The organism is Bradyrhizobium erythrophlei (genome assembly GCF_900129425.1).
GTDB lineage: Bacteria > Pseudomonadota > Alphaproteobacteria > Rhizobiales > Xanthobacteraceae > Bradyrhizobium > Bradyrhizobium erythrophlei_C.
Window position 1 is genome coordinate 5,736,608 of sequence record NZ_LT670817.1, and the last position, 15,796, is coordinate 5,752,403.

A 15,796-nucleotide genomic window follows, 5' to 3' on the forward strand; every position below is an offset into this window, starting at 1 on the left:
ACACGCGGGGCGGTTGCCCGCGACGCGAGAGGCGAACGTCAAAAGAAATTGGTGATCTGGGTCCGGATCGCGTTCACAACCACTGCCGAAGGCGAATAATCCTCTTCGAATTCGTACCTGGCGCCCCACGGCAAGCTGACCGCCAGCGTCACTGCCTCGACGATATTTTCCGCTTCCATCCCCGAAACGATCGTGGCTCCGCTCTCGAGCGTTTCCATGCGTTCGGTCGCCATGCGCAGACTCACATTGGGGACTTTGTAGAACAGACCCTCTTCGGCCGCGGTACCGGAGTCGGAGAGCACGCAGAACGCTTGCTTGAGCAGCTGGTTGAAGTCGTAAAATCCGAGGGGCGCCATGATTCGAATGTTGGGCGGCACCGCGATTCCGCTCAGCTTGCTGGTGGTGCGAGGATGCATCGGGAAGATAATTTCGCGCTTGAGCCGCTGGTTTAGTATGCCGAGCGCCTTGAAAATATTGCCGAGGTTCTCGGGATTGTCGACGTTCTCGCTGCGATGCGCCGTGACGAGAATGTAGTTCTTCGGCTCCAGCTTCAGCCGCTTCAGGATGTCGCTTTTCTCTATCTCGGGCGCGAAGGCACGCATGGCCTCAAACGTCGTGTTGCCGGTCACAATGATCTTGGACGGATGAATGCCCTCGCGCAGCAGGTTTTCACGGTGATAGCGGTTGTACGGCAGCAGGATATTGCTGATGTGATCAATCAAGATGCGATTGCGTTGCTCCGGCATGCGGCGATCCCACGCTCGAAGGCCGGCTTCCATGTGGAAAATCTTGATACCGCGATGCGCCGCTGGCAACACGCTGAGGCCGCTATAGGTGTCGCCGAGGATCAATAACGCATCCGGCTTCACCTTTTCCATCAAGGCGTCCGACTTGATAATCACGTCCGCCACCTCTGGTCCATAACCGGAAGTGTCAATATCGAGCTCATAGTCTGGCTTTCGCAGCTTCAAATCCTTGAAGAAAAAGTCACGAAGCTCGGGGGTGAAATTCTGCCCGGTATGAACCATCACGTGGTCGAAGTTCAACTCGTCGAGCTTCTTCAGCGTCGCCCACATCTTGATCATTTCCGGGCGCGTCCCGAAAATCGACATAACCTTCATTTGCGTGTTCCGTGCGTCGGTTGAATCGCGGCGTCAGGCCGGTTTATCGTTACGGTGCGGGGGGCGGAAAAATCGAGACCTTGGGCAGCGGAAGAATCATCCGCCCGCCCCTGGCCAGATAGCTTGCATTCTTTTTACGGATTTCATCAAAGAAACTCCAAGCGAAAATCAGCAGATAGTCCGGTGGATCATCACGTCCGAGGACCGAGCTTGTAAATATCTCGAAATGCGATCTCGGCGTGTAGAACGAAGCTTTCGCCGGCGCGTCGTCGATCATGTAATCCAGATGATCATGGTTGATGCCGCAATACTGGATCATGGTGTTGGCACGGCCCGAGGCGCCGTAACCGGATATTCGCTTGCCCTGCCCCCGCAGATCTCTGAGCAGTCCAATCAGTTCGTCGCGGTGTGCGGCGACAGTATCAGAGAACGCCAGGAAGGTCTCGTACCGGTCAAATCCCCGCGCTCGCTCCTCTGCCTCGAGTGCGACGACCGCGGGCGATACCGAAGCGCTGTGCTTGCTGCCTTTCTTGCACGCATAAAACCTGATCGAACCGGCATGGATCGGTATCGGCTTTATGTCGAACACCATCATGTCATACCGGGCGAGATGATTGACCGCGGACAGCAGCGAATAATAGTAAAGGTGCTCGTGATAGATCATGTCGTATTGCAGTTCGTCGATCACCTTGCCGAGGTAATGAACCTCAAAGGCAAACACGCCCTCTGGATGCAGCGCTTCGGCGACTGCCCGGGTCGTCCCCTGAATGTCCGGGATGTGCGCGTAGACGTTGTTGGCCATAATCAGGTCGACCTTGCCATGTTCGGCGACAACGGCGCGCGCGACCTCTTCCGTGAAATAATTATTGATCACCTTGACCCGGGAATCATCGATGGTGGCGACCACGTTTGAGGCAGGATCGACACCAATAACGGTCCGGATGCCCTCGTCCGCCAACGGACGCAGCAGCACGCCATCATTGCAGCCGAATTCGAGCACGGTGGCTCCGGCCGGGTCGAGAAAACGCCGCGTTACCTCGGCGGCGTATTCCCTAAAGTGGTCGCGCAGAGTGCCGATCGACGACGAGAAATAGAAGTAGTCCCGAAACATCACGTCGGCCGGAACCTTGTCGGTGACCTGCACGGCGTAACAATCCTTGCAGAAGTGCAGCCGCATCGGAAAGGTGCGCTCGGTCGCGAACTGCTCGGGCTTCAGGAACGCGCCGGCGAGGCCGACCTTGCCGAAATCCATCACCAACCCAAGCCGTTTGCTGTCGCAGAAGGCACAGACAGGCTGATTGGAACCGCTCAGGTCCATAGTATAGATTTCCTATCTCTTGCCGCTAACCGGCGGCATCCGTCGCGGATGTCCTCGTGAGGCGACTACCACAATCGCTCCGCCAGGTCGATTGTCGAAAAAGACCCTATATTTCGGCGATAGCCGCGTCCTGTCCCCGCAGGTGCCGCTGAATGAAATCAAGCTTGAGCAGCAGTTCCTTCACCCCGGCCACGCTCAAACGCTCGGTGTTATGCGACGTGTAGTCGTCGAGCGTTGATATCTGCTTTTCGCCGTCGGTAAAATACATAGCGTAATTGAGGTCCCTGTTATCAGCCGGGATACGGTAATATTGTTTCATATCCTCGACCCTCGCCATCTCCTCACGCGACACCAGGGATTCGTACAGCTTCTCACCGTGGCGGGTTCCGACGATCTGGATCGGATTGTCGGCGTTGAAAATCTCCTTGAGCGCCTGCACTAGATCGCCGATCGTCGCAGCGGGAGCCTTCTGGACGAAGATGTCGCCCTGCTTCCCGTGACCATAGGCATGCAGCACCAAGTCCACGGAGTCGTCGAGCGACATCAGGAAGCGGGTCATGTTGGGGTCGGTGATCGTGAGCGGCTTGCCGGCTTTGATCTGCGACACGAACAGCGGTATTACCGACCCTCGCGAAACCATGACGTTGCCGTAGCGCGTCGCACACAGCAGCGTTTCGGTCGATGATAGGCTGCGCGACTTCGCCACCATGACCTTTTCCATCAGCGCCTTGGTCTGCCCCATGGCGTTGATCGGATAGACCGCCTTGTCGGTGCTGAGCACGACGACCCTCTCGACACCATTGGATATCGCCGCGCTCATGACGTTCTCGGTGCCCAGAATATTGGTCCGAACCGCCTCGAGCGGGTAGAACTCGCACGACGGCACCTGCTTCAGCGCGGCGGCGTGAAATACGTAATGCGCGCCCTTCAGCGCCTGGTGGATGCTGTCATAGGCGCGGACGTCGCCAATGTAGAACTTGAGCTTGGTATTGTTGAATGCCGAGCGCATCTCCTCCTGCTTCTTCTCGTCGCGGCTGAAGATACGTATCTCGGCAACGTCGGTTGCCAGAAAACCTCTCAGGATGTGCTGCCCGAAAGATCCTGTTCCGCCCGTGATCGCTATAACTTTGTCCGTAAACATCATGTCCTCGTCGAACCAAAACGGTCGCAATACATCAAGTCGACCAGCGTCGGCCAGTCGGGCGCGACGTAGCCGGTTGCCTTCTCGAACCGGGCAGCGACGAGCGTGCGATCGGGATTTGCGCGGTCGTCCGGGATCAGTTCGATTTTCTTGCTGTAGCGGTTCGCCACCAGTCGCAGCAGATCGAACTTCGAAATCGGCGGGGTTGCCACGTGATAGACGCCGTGCAGACCAGGGCGCGGGATCACGACATCCCTGATGAGGTCAGCAAGCACAATCGTCGGAAATCCTGAGAAAATCGCCCGTGTGTAGCAGTTACATCGTCCCTGCTGCGACAAAAACCACTCTAGCAGTCCACTCTTAGATTGCAATTCGTGCCCGATAATCGAACTCCGCAACGTGATCGCATGCGGCTCGGTGACTTCGCCCAATAGCTTCGATATTCCGTAGACATCGTTCGCATCCGGAGGATCGTCCTCGGTGTAGGCGCCACGAGCCCCTGAAAAGACGCCGTCCGAACTGATCTGGATCAGGCGGGAACCGAACAGCCGACAGAAATGCGCGAGATGCCGCGGCAGCACCGAATAAACCGCGATTGATCGCATTGGATCGCCGGGGGCCGGCCGCCCGACGGCAATGCAATTCACGACCGCGTCTGGACGGACCGTAGCGAATAAACTGGCCAGAGCATCCGGTTTCTCGATATCCGCGACTACGGCAAGTTGCGCTGCCTGCTCGGGCGCGAACAGCTCGCGGGAAGATTCCCGGCGTATTGTTCCGACGACCTGAGCAGCCGGTGCTTTCGACATCGATCGAAACACCGCATTGCCAAGCAGTCCCGTTGCGCCGAGAACGAGAATCTTCACCACATTATTCGCCAAAAACGCCACTGATGGATGGAGCGGATCGTACTCCGCGCGTTCAACACTTTAGGCCGTTCCCACTGCGGACTGCGGGTTCATACTCGTCATTACCGTTGCGGTACTAAATATTGCCGGTTGCCTGATCAAGCAGGCTGCAAACGAAATTGCAAGCTTCGACAACCGTGATATTAGCGCGGCAGCGACTGATGGAAGTCACCGCACTCAGACGGTTGCCACGGGGTTGATATATTGGCCAAAATCTACACGAAACCGCCGCTTCTGGATGGCTTTGATCGGCCTGATCTTGGCAAACCTGGGGCTTGGCTGTTTTTTCGAGTTCACACCTGACTTTTCGCAGGTCATCGCCAAAAATGACATCGACCAGAGATAGGCGGGGCCTACCAGGCCCCCGTGAATTTTGGCCCAAAGACGGGATATCGCCTGCCGACCGATTCGGGCCAAGGGCCTTCATCCTCGAAGTTGATGGTGTTCGAGGACGGTCGTGCTCTTGGACCCCCGCACCACCCTGCATAAGGACATCCGAGAACAAGGTGGCGGACGATTTTCCCATTGGGGCGACACCATCATTTTTTCGACGCCCGACGGAACCGACCCCCGCACTAACGGCCGGGTCCACTCAATCAGGGCATCAACGGAGGTGAAACCGCAGCTGCAGCTTCTGCTGGCTGCCATTCTGACGCTCGCGGATATTGCGTTTCTGGTCCTGTTCCGAAAGTACGTCCTTTTTCTCTTGCGGACGCGGCGCGCACTCCTCCTTGCAGGACTGGCTGTTTCGCTCGTCCTGCTGGCGGCGCTGTCGGCGTTTGGCCTATTCGGCGCGATCGTCGTCGCGAAGAACGGCCCGCCGAAGGATGGAGCACTCGCCCTTCAAACCCTGCAGCATGCGCTGCTTGGCTGCCTGACATCGATCGGCATCTGGGCGTCGGGCGCGGGCATTACCCGGCTGATCCTGCGCGACCCGCGCAGCAGCCCGGCACAGGTCCTGATCCCAGCCTTTCCTGCCGGCGTCGTGTTGCTTGCCATGCTGCTCGTCGTCGCACTGGTCGTTCCCTGGGGCCGGTCTGTTGCATTGGCCCTGTGGTTGGCGTGCCTCATTCCCCTCCGGGGCTGGCGCCCACCCGGTCGACAGGTCGCTGCAGCCCTGACGGCGGCGCTCGGCATCGTCCCTTTCGCCATCGCTTTCGGAATATGGCTGGGTCTGCTGTGGCATGGGCCAACAGACACTCTCGCAGGATCGCCGTCGGGGGACTGACTTTCTACGCCGGAAGCAGTTCGTCGCTCGCCAGCCAACCCTATCCCAGCTTTGACCCGGGCTACGCAAATGCTGCAAGCCGCGGCTACTTCAACCTACTCTACCCCGCACTTGGAGCTGCCCTGCTCTATCTTCCGAACTTCGATCCGTTTCTATTCATCCTGGCGCGCGGCGGGACCTCCTAATTTGGAGTTGAGGCAGGATCGACACAAACTTAACGAAGTGCTGACGATGAACAGCACGGTGCTGGATGGAAGCCGCTCCCCACGTAGCGTGCCGACGAAGCGCACCTACGGTTCATTTTACGCCGTAGTAACGGCGACCAAGGTTGTCCCGCCGAACTGGCGGCTGGTCTTTCAAAATCGCCAATACGCGCTGTATGAGGTTCTGGCTAAATAAACTGAAGCAGCGAGAGCAACGCGACGATTCGGCTGTTTGCGGCCGCACTCGTCTCTATGGCATCGCCAGAGCGCACCTGTTTTGGGTTGTTCGCGGACAAATTGGGGGGTAGCCTCCGGCACCGTTTTTGGAGTTACGCAATGGTTCAGGATTTGGCGGGTGAGGCTCATTGGGACAAGCGCGACGGAACTGCGAGGCCGCGCTTGCCGTCGAAACTGAATGCTACCGTTGGAGATATGCTCGCCTTGCTTGATCCATTGTTAGTTCCGGGTAGTCGCGTTCTTGAGGTCGGATGCGCTCCCGGCAAGTTCCTGTTGTGGTTTGCTCTGGCCAGAGAGGCCAAGGCCTGTGGCGTCGAATACGCAGAGAACAGCCACAAAAAGACGGTTCAGCTCTTTGCCGACGCGAATGCTACGGCTGACATTCGCAAGGAAGATTTCATGCAGACGACCTTCGAACCTCGTTCCTTCGATCTGGTTTACAGCTTCGGCGTCATCGAGCACTTCGACGATCCCCGCCCCATGGTGAAAAAGCATTTTGAAATGCTCAAACCCGGCGGCACAGCGATCATAACAGTTCCTCACTTTGGAGCTGATTCTGGCTATGGCTGGCTTTGCCAACGGATGGACCGGGAGGCCTATGATATCCATAACGCGAACATCATGAGCGAAAACGGGATGCTCGCCCTCGCGCCGGAAGGTTCGCGGTCGCGGTCATATCGGTATGGTCGCCTCTCGCCGTGGCCGCTGCCTTGGGGCAAAATCCCTCGCCCGATCGGATTGGTGGCCTGTTACGTATTGAACGCTGTCGCTCTATTGCAGCCGTTCGAGATTAAGGCGCTGTGCCCATGGTTGGTTTTAGAAATCAAACGCCCCATTGATTAATCACCCAGCGTTTTGGCACCAACTCAAATCACCCAACGTCGCGCCGTGCAGCTGGCGCGACTAAATTCCCACTTCTGGATAGCCGCAGCGACCGCGTACCCGCGACCCCTGCAGGCGGCCATAGCAGGTGGAACCGCGCCGCAATTTGCTCGGCCAAGCGGTTTCGGATAGTGCTTTCCGATGGACTGGTGGACACCCTCAAAGACGATCAAGCCAGCGCTCATTGCCTTTGCGCTCTATTTTGCCGTGGCGGGGTATCTGAAATATACCTATGTTCCGCAGCCGGACCCATTCCCGCGCGTTTACATATCCGGGCCGTTTTATAAGCTGGGCGGCTCTTCCTATGCCGCAACGTTTCCGCCCCGGGAAAATACCGGGGCCGCCGATTCCGCTGACAACCCGACGCGATCGACATTCCAACTCTACGAAGACGAGAAGCCGATCGGCCCGGCGCACAGCCTCAATGCCGACATCGCAAATTTAGGAGGCGGCCGATATTCCCACTGGCAGACGGATAAAGGCCCAGCGCTGAACTTCTCGGCGACCGACAACAGCGATCCAAACAGTAGCGGCAAGCGCTACTCGTATCCAAAGCCACGGAGGGCCGATTGATGCAACCAAGATGGCACGCGCTTGTATTTGGCGCATTGATCTCCCTTGAGCCCGCTGCTACTCTCTAGCGCGCTCGATCTATGCGAGCTGCGTTACGGGAGTTGCACCTCGTTCCGATCGGTTTTGACGCAAGCAGATCGTTGGATTTCTATCGACCGAAAGGCTAGGTGGATAGCCCCACCACAAAGGATTGTAGAACGAAAGCGCATCGAGGCTTGAGATGGTTTGGAGTGCTTTTATTACCGCCTCACTGGCGGCCTTCGTCTTTTTCTTTTTCACGAAACGCCGATTTGATCTCCTCACCGTCGCCTATATCGGCGCAGTGTTTTATTTCTCCCCCCTCGTTTGGGGAAAGGTGCTGCAATCGTCAGACGCTTTCGACTCCACAATCCCGCCGCCAGTCTATCTGATCGCGATTGTCTATATTGTTGCACTGGCTGCGGCGGCGTTGTTGCCGCAGCGCGAAACTAAACTGCGGCCGGGGCGCGGCCTGTCGGAGTGGTATCTGATCCTCGCCGTTGCGGGGCTAGCCGGGTCTCTTGCATCATCAAGGGGCGCAATCATCGATGCCGACAAGGTGAAGGCGCTGGCGCAAATCGGCTATCTCTTCACCTGTTTTGAGATCGCGGCCAGCCTCGCCTGTGTATCTGCTGCGATCGAGCGACGCTGGTGGATATTAGCTGGCGGCGTATTGCTGCTGGCGATCGATCTTCTCATTGGCTTCCGGGTCTACGCGGTACTGACTGCGCTCAGCGTGGCGCTGGTGTTGCTGATGCAGAGTGGGCGTATCAGGCTATTCACAAAAATACCGACCTATGGCGCCGCGGCGGCGGTCCTCATTGTCGGCATGCTGTTCGTTCATACAGCTCGCTTCGCTATCTTCGATCAAATCGCGATAATTGAGAACGCGCCAAGGGTGGTTCGCACTCAGGACATGCGCAGCGATACCCTGCAATTTGAAAGAGCGGCAGAGGCAGCCATTGCGCCCATCGGCCCCGGTGAAACGCCGAAGCAGAATGAATCGACAATCTCGAAATGGCTTCAGATGCCGTTCAACATGCTGCAGCGCTCTGAACCAGTCATAATTCAGGCCACGCTAGCGGCAACTGTTCAGAGTGGCCTTTCGTGCAGCCCGTCGAACATTCTTAAGTCGCTTTATCTCCTAATCCCACCGGTCATGATAAAGCTTGTTCCAAACCCCTTCCCGCCAACCTTCTACGAGGAATATCAGCCGATCTTGTATCCTGGCATTACCTACGGCACTGGCGGCAACATCTGGGCCGAAATGCTGTGCCGATTTGGTTATGTCGGAGTCGCGATATTCGGCGCGTTGATGATCTTAGCCTTGATCGGCGCTTCAAAGCTTCTGGCCAAAGCTTCCACAACAACAATTCCACCGATCGCTTTCGGCGGCTGCATCGTAGCGTTCTACATCAACCGCAATGACCTTCAGGTCACGCTCGTGATGCTGCGGCAAGTGGCTGGCGTATTTATAATCGCGTGGTTTCTGGCGTGGCTGTCTAGACTCCCCATACGTTCACGGTCGGCGCTGCTGAATAGGTAATCCTGATAATGTCTTTCGGAGCCAACTGGAAAACGCCCGACGTGGCGCCGGAAGGGAAAAAACCGCCCACTGGTGTTTGAATATCGATTGCGCTGACCGTACCCCCGCTTACGGAGACCTGCATATTGTCTCCATTCGTGTTTTGGAAAGAAAATGGCGATCCGGAAACAGTTGGACCGAAGCGAGGGCGAGAGTAATAGGCCGCGTTCCCAGCATCGAAACAGCCCTTGGTGCGGTTATATGTCCCGGAGTCAGTCAGGTTGCCGGCGCCCGTGATATTGAATGTCGTTTCAGCGACGTTATAGGCTGTCGTCGCTGTAAACACGATGCTGTTGCATTGACCACCAATGATGCGATTGCGCGATGCGGCAGATGGTCCATTGGTTCCGAACGTAAACACCTTCCCGCAAGCAATGCCGACGAAGTTGTTATCGCTGCCGATGCAGTGGACATCCTGGCCCCGATTAGCCTCGAAATCTGTACCAACGACTATTATTTTGCTTGATCCACCGTCGATAGTGAGACCCGTGGTGCCGCATCCTTCGACGGTCCCTTCTCGAATTTGCATTCCAAGGCACCGATCTAACCAGATGCCATACGGGACGTCTTCGATAACAGGACGCAGCGTACAATAACTATTCTGAGTAAGAATAGGATTGCCGCCACCGTCGAGCACTGGCGATCCTAATTTAGTCGCGTAGAGACCATACTGCGGGGCAACGCCACCTGACCAGCACGGATGACCGCTCGAATCGAGTGTGTTAGATGAACACGAATACCGAATGCGCGAGACAACGCCAAACTCGAGACGCAGGCCCGCATAGCTGGCGGAACCGCCGCCGCATGTCAAATCCAGATCCGCGTCATGCAGAGATCGAACGACAATGACATTCTGTGCCGCACTATTGCTTTGAACGGTCAGATTTCCGATCATCTTAAACTGCCTGATGCCAAACTCCGGCAGAGCTGCCAAGCCGTCGAGCACCAACGCGTTACCCGCCCCGCGATGGGCAAGATCGGCGGTGCGATCGGCATCAAAGATCACGTCGAGGTTGACGAGACGTGGATTGGATCGGCGGGGCAGCAACCCGTGGTGAGAGCAAGGGCGTTCACCCGGATCAATCGCTCGTTATTGCTGCCGTTGAGGTTCGGACGCGCCCAGCTAAGAAGGGCGACAAGCCGATGCGGCGCGCCGGTCGTTATGCCGGCCGATTGCGAATGGAAGTGGTGCCGGATCGGACCGCTAAGTCTTTGGTCGGTTTCGTTGAGGCGGCTGTTGCGCCCAGCGCGATGATCGTGACAGACGCGGCCCGAGTTACGCGACCCTCTCCAAGCGCGGATTTGAACATCTGCCCGTGGTCGAAGCGGGCAACCCGGAAGTGGCGGAAGAATACCTGCCCATCATTCACCTTATCTTTTCTAACCTGAAAAGCTGGCTGGCGGCATGCCATCACGGCGTCAGCCCGCAGCATCTTCAAGCCTATCTGAATGAATTCACGTTCCGTTTTAACCGCCGGTTCTACCCCTTCAACGCATTCCGCTCGCTGCTCGGCATCGGCAATGAAAGCCCGACCTATGACGAGCTTTACTCCGGCTAGTGGGAACATCCTAGAATTAGCGATCAGGCATTGTATGTTCTACCACACCATCATGGTGGACCCAATTGTATTGCCGGCGATCGCGATTGGATTGGCGTAGTCCGTCGGGATCGAGCCATCACGAAAAACAGCCGGCGCCTAGATCCATGCTTGGGATCCGCGTCGAATTCAGGCGGCAACACCCTCGAAGCTGCCGCTGGGCGCTGCGGACCGGTCCAACTGCCTGCTAGGCCCGCTTGAGAAATACGAGCTCGTGGCAACCGGACCCCAACAGCCCAACAGAATCCGGGATGCGGAATGACCGCAACTCGGTAAATCCGAGCGCGGATATTCTGGAATTAAGCTCGTCGGCCGTTGCGGTTTCGTAAGGGTAGCCTCCGAGCCAGTCGTGCACATCGTGAGAGATATTCATACCGCGTGTAAGCGGGTCACGAAATACCCTCATGGGATTCCTGCCCCGCACGATCTTTGCCGCCATCATCGCGGCAACGAATAGCTGCCGCAGCACCCACTGCACGGCGGCCGGTGAATATGCGTAGATGCGCTTTTCAACTTTCCACGCAAAATCGAGGGGCGTTTTTGCGTATATCGCAATCGCCAATTGCCCGCCGGGCTTCACGAATGTCGTGGCCTTTTCGATAGCGTTCCACATATCTCCGGTGTGATGCAGCACACCCCACGAGTACACGGCGTCGAAGGTGCCCAGGTCACCGGGAGACGCGTCGAACACGGAGGCAATCCTCGTTTCCCATTTCCCACTGGGGGCATACTTCTCCAAAAGGTCATGCGTCGCGCTAACGGAATTTTCGTCAATGTCGGTTGCCAGCACCGTCGCCGCGTCGAGCGAAAGTGCGGCCAAAGAGTGCACTCCGGAGCCGCAGCCGATATCCAGAAAGGTCTTTCCCGCAAGACCCTCAGGGAACAGCTTCCTCAGTCCGGCGACCGCTGAATCAATCCGGGTCTTGTCGACCGTCTTGGCGTAGTCTTGCCAATTCGCTCCGAATTCAAAGTGAGTTCCACGTTCCTTAAGGTTCATAGTTTTGACCTACCACACCCTGAAGCGGCAATCCAAGGCCCTTCACATCCGAGGAATTGCTCCGACGCTTGTTTCGGGGATGTTGCGTCAAGCGCACAGGCGAGCCTGGGAAAGCGCACACCGATGAAAGTCGATCATTTGCTGTAAGCGCGACGCCACAGCTCGAAGACCGTCAACCCAAACAACCGTTCGGCGTTGTTCCGGCGCCCACCATGGCCATTGATCAGATCGCTCACGGCGCGCCTGTCGAAGAGACAGCCCGGATCAAGCAATACGTCTGAGAAAAAGTTCCGCCACGGGCCCGCTTTGAGCCAGGCGGGCAATGGAAGCGAAAAGCCCTGTTTGCGATCCGCATTGAATTCAGGCGGCAGCACCTTCTTGCACAAGCGCTTGAGCAGTATCTTGCGCTCGGTCGAGTTGGCCTTCAGCCTGCTCGGTACCTTTCCGAAGGCGAACTCGGCAATTCGAAAGTCCAGAAACGGAGCCCTCATTTCAAGTGACGCCAGCATGCTGGCGCGGTCGACTTTCACCAGAATGTCTCCCGGCAGATAGTTCTCGAAATCCATTCGCGTGCCACGCTGCAGCAGGTCCTGCGCTGGCGGAACACGCGCCTTCAGAATGCCTTCAGCCGGCGTCTGCCAATTCGAGCCCATAAGCGCGCGGCGCTCGCTTGCGACAAAATGGCTGGCAACCAGCGGAAGCTCGGTGTCGAAATCCACGCCGAGCGCTCTGATCCAGTTGCGTCCGCGAAAGCCAGTGGGCAGAACGAAATCGCCAGTTGCGGCCGCGAGCTTGCGGACCGGCAGCGGAACCCGCTCGAACTGCGATTCCAGCAGAAGCAGCCGTCTGTGCTGTTCATAGCCACCGAACATCTCGTCGGCGGCATCCCCGCCCAGGGCGACCGTGCAGTGTTGCCGGACCAGCCGACTGACCAGAAAGGTCGGAACCATTGACGAGTCAAATATCGGCTCGTCGTATTGCCGGGCAAGAAGGTTCAAAATGTCAGGACTGGCATCGCCAGCCTGTAGTTCGATGTGTTCGGTTCCAAAATGGTTCGCGACAAGCCGCGCAAACGCGGCCTCATCATATTTCTCATGGCCCTGAAGCCCAACCGTAAATGTCTTGACGCGCGATGAGGACCGCGCCGCCATCGCCGTCACAAGACTGGAATCGACGCCTCCGCTGAGCAAGACACCGACAGGCACGTCCGCAATCAGTTGGCGACGTACCGAGTCTGCCAGAAGCGCTTCCAGTTCCTCGACCAACGCCTCGTCGTCGTGGCTATCAACACCGGCCGGTTCAGGCATGCTCCAATAGCGCCAGGTTCTCGTCTCCCCGTTTTCGACATCGAACGTAAGCGCGTGCGCGGGCGGCAGCTTCCGGGCGCCTTGGAGTATGCAAGCTCCGCCTGGGATATAGCCCATCATCAGGAAGCAATCGAGCGCTGTCGGATCCATCGTGCGACTAAAGCCGGGATCGGCCATAAGCCCTTTCAATTCGGAGGCGAAGCGTATCTCGTCACCCGTCACCGAATAGAACAGCGGCTTTTCGCCCGCCCTGTCACGGGCGAGGAATAGAAGCTTCTTTTCGTGGTTGTAGAGCGCGATGGCAAACATGCCGTTGAGATGCGCCAGGCATTCAGTGCCCCATTCCGAGTAGGCCGCGAGAATAACCTCCGTGTCGGATTGGGTGACGAACTTATGCCCCCTTGCTTTCAGCAGATCGCGAAGGTCCAGATAGTTATAAATCTCGCCATTGAACACGATGCTGAGGCGGTTGGCTTCGTGATGCATGGGCTGATGCCCACCCGGCGACAGATCGATGATGGCGAGCCGGCGCTGGGCCAGGCCGACATTTCCATTCGCCGACCACCAGGAACCGCTGTCGTCGGGACCGCGATGCGCCATCGCCGTGCAGCCGTCGTCGAGCCACTTGCGATTTGTGAGTGGATGCCGCGAAGCAACGCCGATGATTCCGCACATCAGTTATTTCTTCCGTTCATTATCACTTCCTGGTAGACGGCATCGTAAGCATCCGCCATCGCGGCGACCGTCATCGATCTAACTCGCTCGGATGCCCGTTTTGCCCGCTGTCGGGCAGCTTCCCGGTCGCCAACGAGTTGCGCGATCGCGTTCGACAGGGCACCCACATCATCGACCGGCACCAAGAGCGCGGATGAAGCATCTGCTATCTCACGATGCGCCGGCGTATCACTGACGATTACCGGGCAGCCACCCGCCATTGCTTCCAGGGCAACGTTGGGGTTTCCTTCAAATCTTCCCATACTGATTAGGCCATCGGCAACCCCGAGCCACCTCCACCAATCTGGTTGATAGCCCAGGAGCGTGACTCGTTCAGATAACGAGGCTGCCTCAATGGCCCTCTCGAGCGCCGGCCGTTCGCTTCCCGTACCGATTATCAGGACGTGAACGCTTTGGTCGACAGGAAGATTGGCCACGGCCTGAAGAATTACGTCCACGGCCTTCTCGCGGTCGAGCCGACCGACAACCAAGATCAATGGAGTGGCGTAAGGGTCTTGCACCCCCCGGCGGACGGTTTCGCCAATTAGCTCGAAGTCGAGCGCATTATGGATCGTCGCCAGCTTGAGGGACCGGCGTCCATCCTCTTGCCAGTATCTTGCGCCGGCCCGGGAGTTGGCGACAACGGCCGCTGCATATTTTGCAAGCCAAAGCCGCAACCGGGCGAAGGAGGGCATCTCGCTACGATAGTAGCCGCCTGAGGTTCGCTCTGAAACGATCCAGGGGATATGGCCTGCGAGAGCGCCCACTCCACCGAGAATGTCCATCTGAGGCAGCCAGGTTTGTACGATGCCGGGCTTAACCGCCGTTATGACCCGCTTTATCGCAACGAACAGCCTTGGATCGACGCTGCGCACGTTGCCTAATTCATGCAGTTGCACGCCTCGCATCACCTGCAGGTGCACGCCGGTCCGTCGAACGGCCACGTGAACATCATAGCCGCGGCGCGCCTGCTCCGTGGCCAGCATAGCCAGTTGCCGCTCCGCCCCGCCGCCCTCGAGGGTCGGTATGACATGAAGAACAGTCAAGCATTGTGGTTTGACCACGGTGAGGGAGTGCACGATCATTTGCCTAGATAGACTCTCGCTCGACGGGCTGGACATAGCGGCAAAAGAATCTTGCGACCCTCAATGGCAACCGAGGCCGTGCGTCAATCGCGGGTATGGGTATCCATTTTCGGTCTAAGCACGACGATGTGACAAGCGCTTCCCAAAATACTTGATAGCCGTTCGCGCCGTTTCATCGACATTAAAGAATCAGCGAATAAATATCCGGTATAGAACAGTCCGACACCCTCGACGCGCTCGACCGTCCATCCCAATGCCCCGAACCTTCTGCGCCAAGATCGTGCCCGGAAGTGCCACCATTCGGTAAACCGACTGCCTCTTTCGCCGTGTCTGGCGGGACAAATCAAATCGAAGACCCTTGCCTTCATATTTCGCGGCGGTGAAGCTGGAAGACTATCGCCATGTGACGACGATGGTTCCGAACTTCTGCGCAAGAAGGCAAGGACCACTGTCGGCAGCATTAAATAAGAAACCGCAGTCGTCCAAAGTCGCCAGGCACAACTCGGTACGATATGGATCGCAACAGCCCCAGGTTTCATGACCCTCATCAATTCGGCGTGGAGCGCAGGCTCATCCACGACGTGCTCCATGGTATTCGAGGAGTAAATAACGTCGAATGATTGGTCGGCGAAGGGAAGGTTTACCCCATCGTAATAGGTAAAATTGTTGCAGCTGGGGTGATAATCTGACGAGCGAAGATCGACTCCAACGGAGCTGGCCGCGACTTTTGACAGTTCGCGTAACTGGGCGCCCGTTCCCGTTCCAATCTCTAAAATGTCAGCGCCGGACAACAGGCTCTCGTACCTTCGCATCAACAGGCGCAACTCGGCGACCCTGATCGCGTCAAGCTGGTCGATCGTATGGGAAAGCATCGGTCTAGC

14 protein-coding genes and 1 pseudogene are annotated in these 15,796 nt (G+C 57.4%); 6 read left to right on the forward strand and 9 right to left on the reverse strand.

The genetic code is table 11. The annotated features are described in order from the left end of the window. Positions 1-38: 38 nt before the first annotated feature. From wecB to B5527_RS27540, 4 genes are all read right to left on the reverse strand, one after another. Positions 39-1,121, reverse strand: coding sequence for a non-hydrolyzing UDP-N-acetylglucosamine 2-epimerase (wecB, locus tag B5527_RS27525; protein WP_079604327.1), 1,083 nt, complete (start codon positions 1,119-1,121; stop codon positions 39-41). Between the two features lie 49 nt (positions 1,122-1,170). Beyond that, positions 1,171-2,439, reverse strand: coding sequence for a class I SAM-dependent methyltransferase (locus B5527_RS27530; RefSeq protein WP_079604328.1), 1,269 nt, complete (start codon positions 2,437-2,439; stop codon positions 1,171-1,173). A 106-nt stretch (positions 2,440-2,545) separates the two neighbouring features. Beyond that, on the reverse strand, positions 2,546-3,580 hold the full coding sequence (locus B5527_RS27535; protein WP_079607552.1) for a polysaccharide biosynthesis protein: 1,035 nt from the start codon (positions 3,578-3,580) through the stop codon (positions 2,546-2,548). Beyond that, positions 3,580-4,446, reverse strand: a complete 867-nt coding sequence (locus B5527_RS27540; RefSeq protein ID WP_079607553.1) for a dTDP-4-dehydrorhamnose reductase family protein — start codon at positions 4,444-4,446, stop codon at positions 3,580-3,582. Before B5527_RS27540 ends, B5527_RS27535 begins: the two co-directional genes overlap by 1 nt. A 505-nt stretch (positions 4,447-4,951) precedes the next feature. Between B5527_RS27540 and B5527_RS27545 the strand changes: the two genes are divergently transcribed. The 5 genes from B5527_RS27545 to B5527_RS27560 all read left to right on the forward strand — a co-directional run bounded on the left by B5527_RS27545 (position 4,952) and on the right by B5527_RS27560 (position 9,175). Then, entirely contained in the window at positions 4,952-5,716 is a 765-nt protein-coding gene (locus tag B5527_RS27545; RefSeq protein WP_154072559.1) for a hypothetical protein, read from the forward strand. A gap of 69 nt (positions 5,717-5,785) precedes the next feature. Beyond that, on the forward strand, positions 5,786-6,115 hold the full coding sequence (locus B5527_RS44560) for a hypothetical protein (protein ID WP_154072560.1): 330 nt from the start codon (positions 5,786-5,788) through the stop codon (positions 6,113-6,115). Between the two features lie 140 nt (positions 6,116-6,255). Further along, on the forward strand, positions 6,256-6,999 hold the full coding sequence (locus tag B5527_RS27550; protein WP_172842681.1) for a class I SAM-dependent methyltransferase: 744 nt from the start codon (positions 6,256-6,258) through the stop codon (positions 6,997-6,999). Positions 7,000-7,179: 180 nt separating this feature from the next. After that, positions 7,180-7,611: a hypothetical protein gene (locus B5527_RS27555; protein WP_079604331.1), complete on the forward strand. Its 432-nt coding sequence runs from the start codon at positions 7,180-7,182 to the stop codon at positions 7,609-7,611. A gap of 220 nt (positions 7,612-7,831) precedes the next feature. Beyond that, positions 7,832-9,175, forward strand: a complete 1,344-nt coding sequence (locus B5527_RS27560) for a hypothetical protein (RefSeq protein ID WP_079604332.1) — start codon at positions 7,832-7,834, stop codon at positions 9,173-9,175. Here the strand turns inward: B5527_RS27560 and B5527_RS44565 are convergent. Beyond that, on the reverse strand, positions 9,132-10,220 hold the full coding sequence (locus B5527_RS44565) for a hypothetical protein (protein WP_154072561.1): 1,089 nt from the start codon (positions 10,218-10,220) through the stop codon (positions 9,132-9,134). The two genes, B5527_RS27560 and B5527_RS44565, sit on opposite strands and share 44 nt — an antisense overlap. Between B5527_RS44565 and B5527_RS46635 the strand changes: the two are divergent. Beyond that, positions 10,167-10,773 (forward strand): annotated as a pseudogene (locus B5527_RS46635) (IS1595 family transposase); the annotation flags it as partial. The gene B5527_RS44565 and the pseudogene B5527_RS46635 sit on opposite strands and share 54 nt — an antisense overlap. A gap of 226 nt (positions 10,774-10,999) precedes the next feature. Here the strand turns inward: B5527_RS46635 and B5527_RS27575 are convergent. The 4 genes from B5527_RS27575 to B5527_RS27590 form a co-directional block, all read right to left on the reverse strand. Next, positions 11,000-11,809 carry a class I SAM-dependent methyltransferase gene (locus B5527_RS27575; RefSeq protein ID WP_079604335.1) on the reverse strand — a complete coding sequence of 270 codons (810 nt, stop codon included), beginning with the start codon at positions 11,807-11,809 and terminating at the stop codon, positions 11,000-11,002. A 134-nt stretch (positions 11,810-11,943) separates the two neighbouring features. Then, positions 11,944-13,791 carry an asparagine synthase (glutamine-hydrolyzing) gene (gene asnB, locus B5527_RS27580; RefSeq protein WP_079604336.1) on the reverse strand — a complete coding sequence of 616 codons (1,848 nt, stop codon included), beginning with the start codon at positions 13,789-13,791 and terminating at the stop codon, positions 11,944-11,946. Further along, complete coding sequence (locus tag B5527_RS27585) at positions 13,791-14,909, reverse strand: glycosyltransferase (protein WP_210199304.1); 1,119 nt, start codon at positions 14,907-14,909, stop codon at positions 13,791-13,793. Before B5527_RS27585 ends, asnB begins: the two co-directional genes overlap by 1 nt. Before the next feature lie 89 nt (positions 14,910-14,998). Next, positions 14,999-15,787, reverse strand: coding sequence for a class I SAM-dependent methyltransferase (locus tag B5527_RS27590; protein WP_079604338.1), 789 nt, complete (start codon positions 15,785-15,787; stop codon positions 14,999-15,001). Between the last annotated feature and the right edge of the window lie 9 nt (positions 15,788-15,796).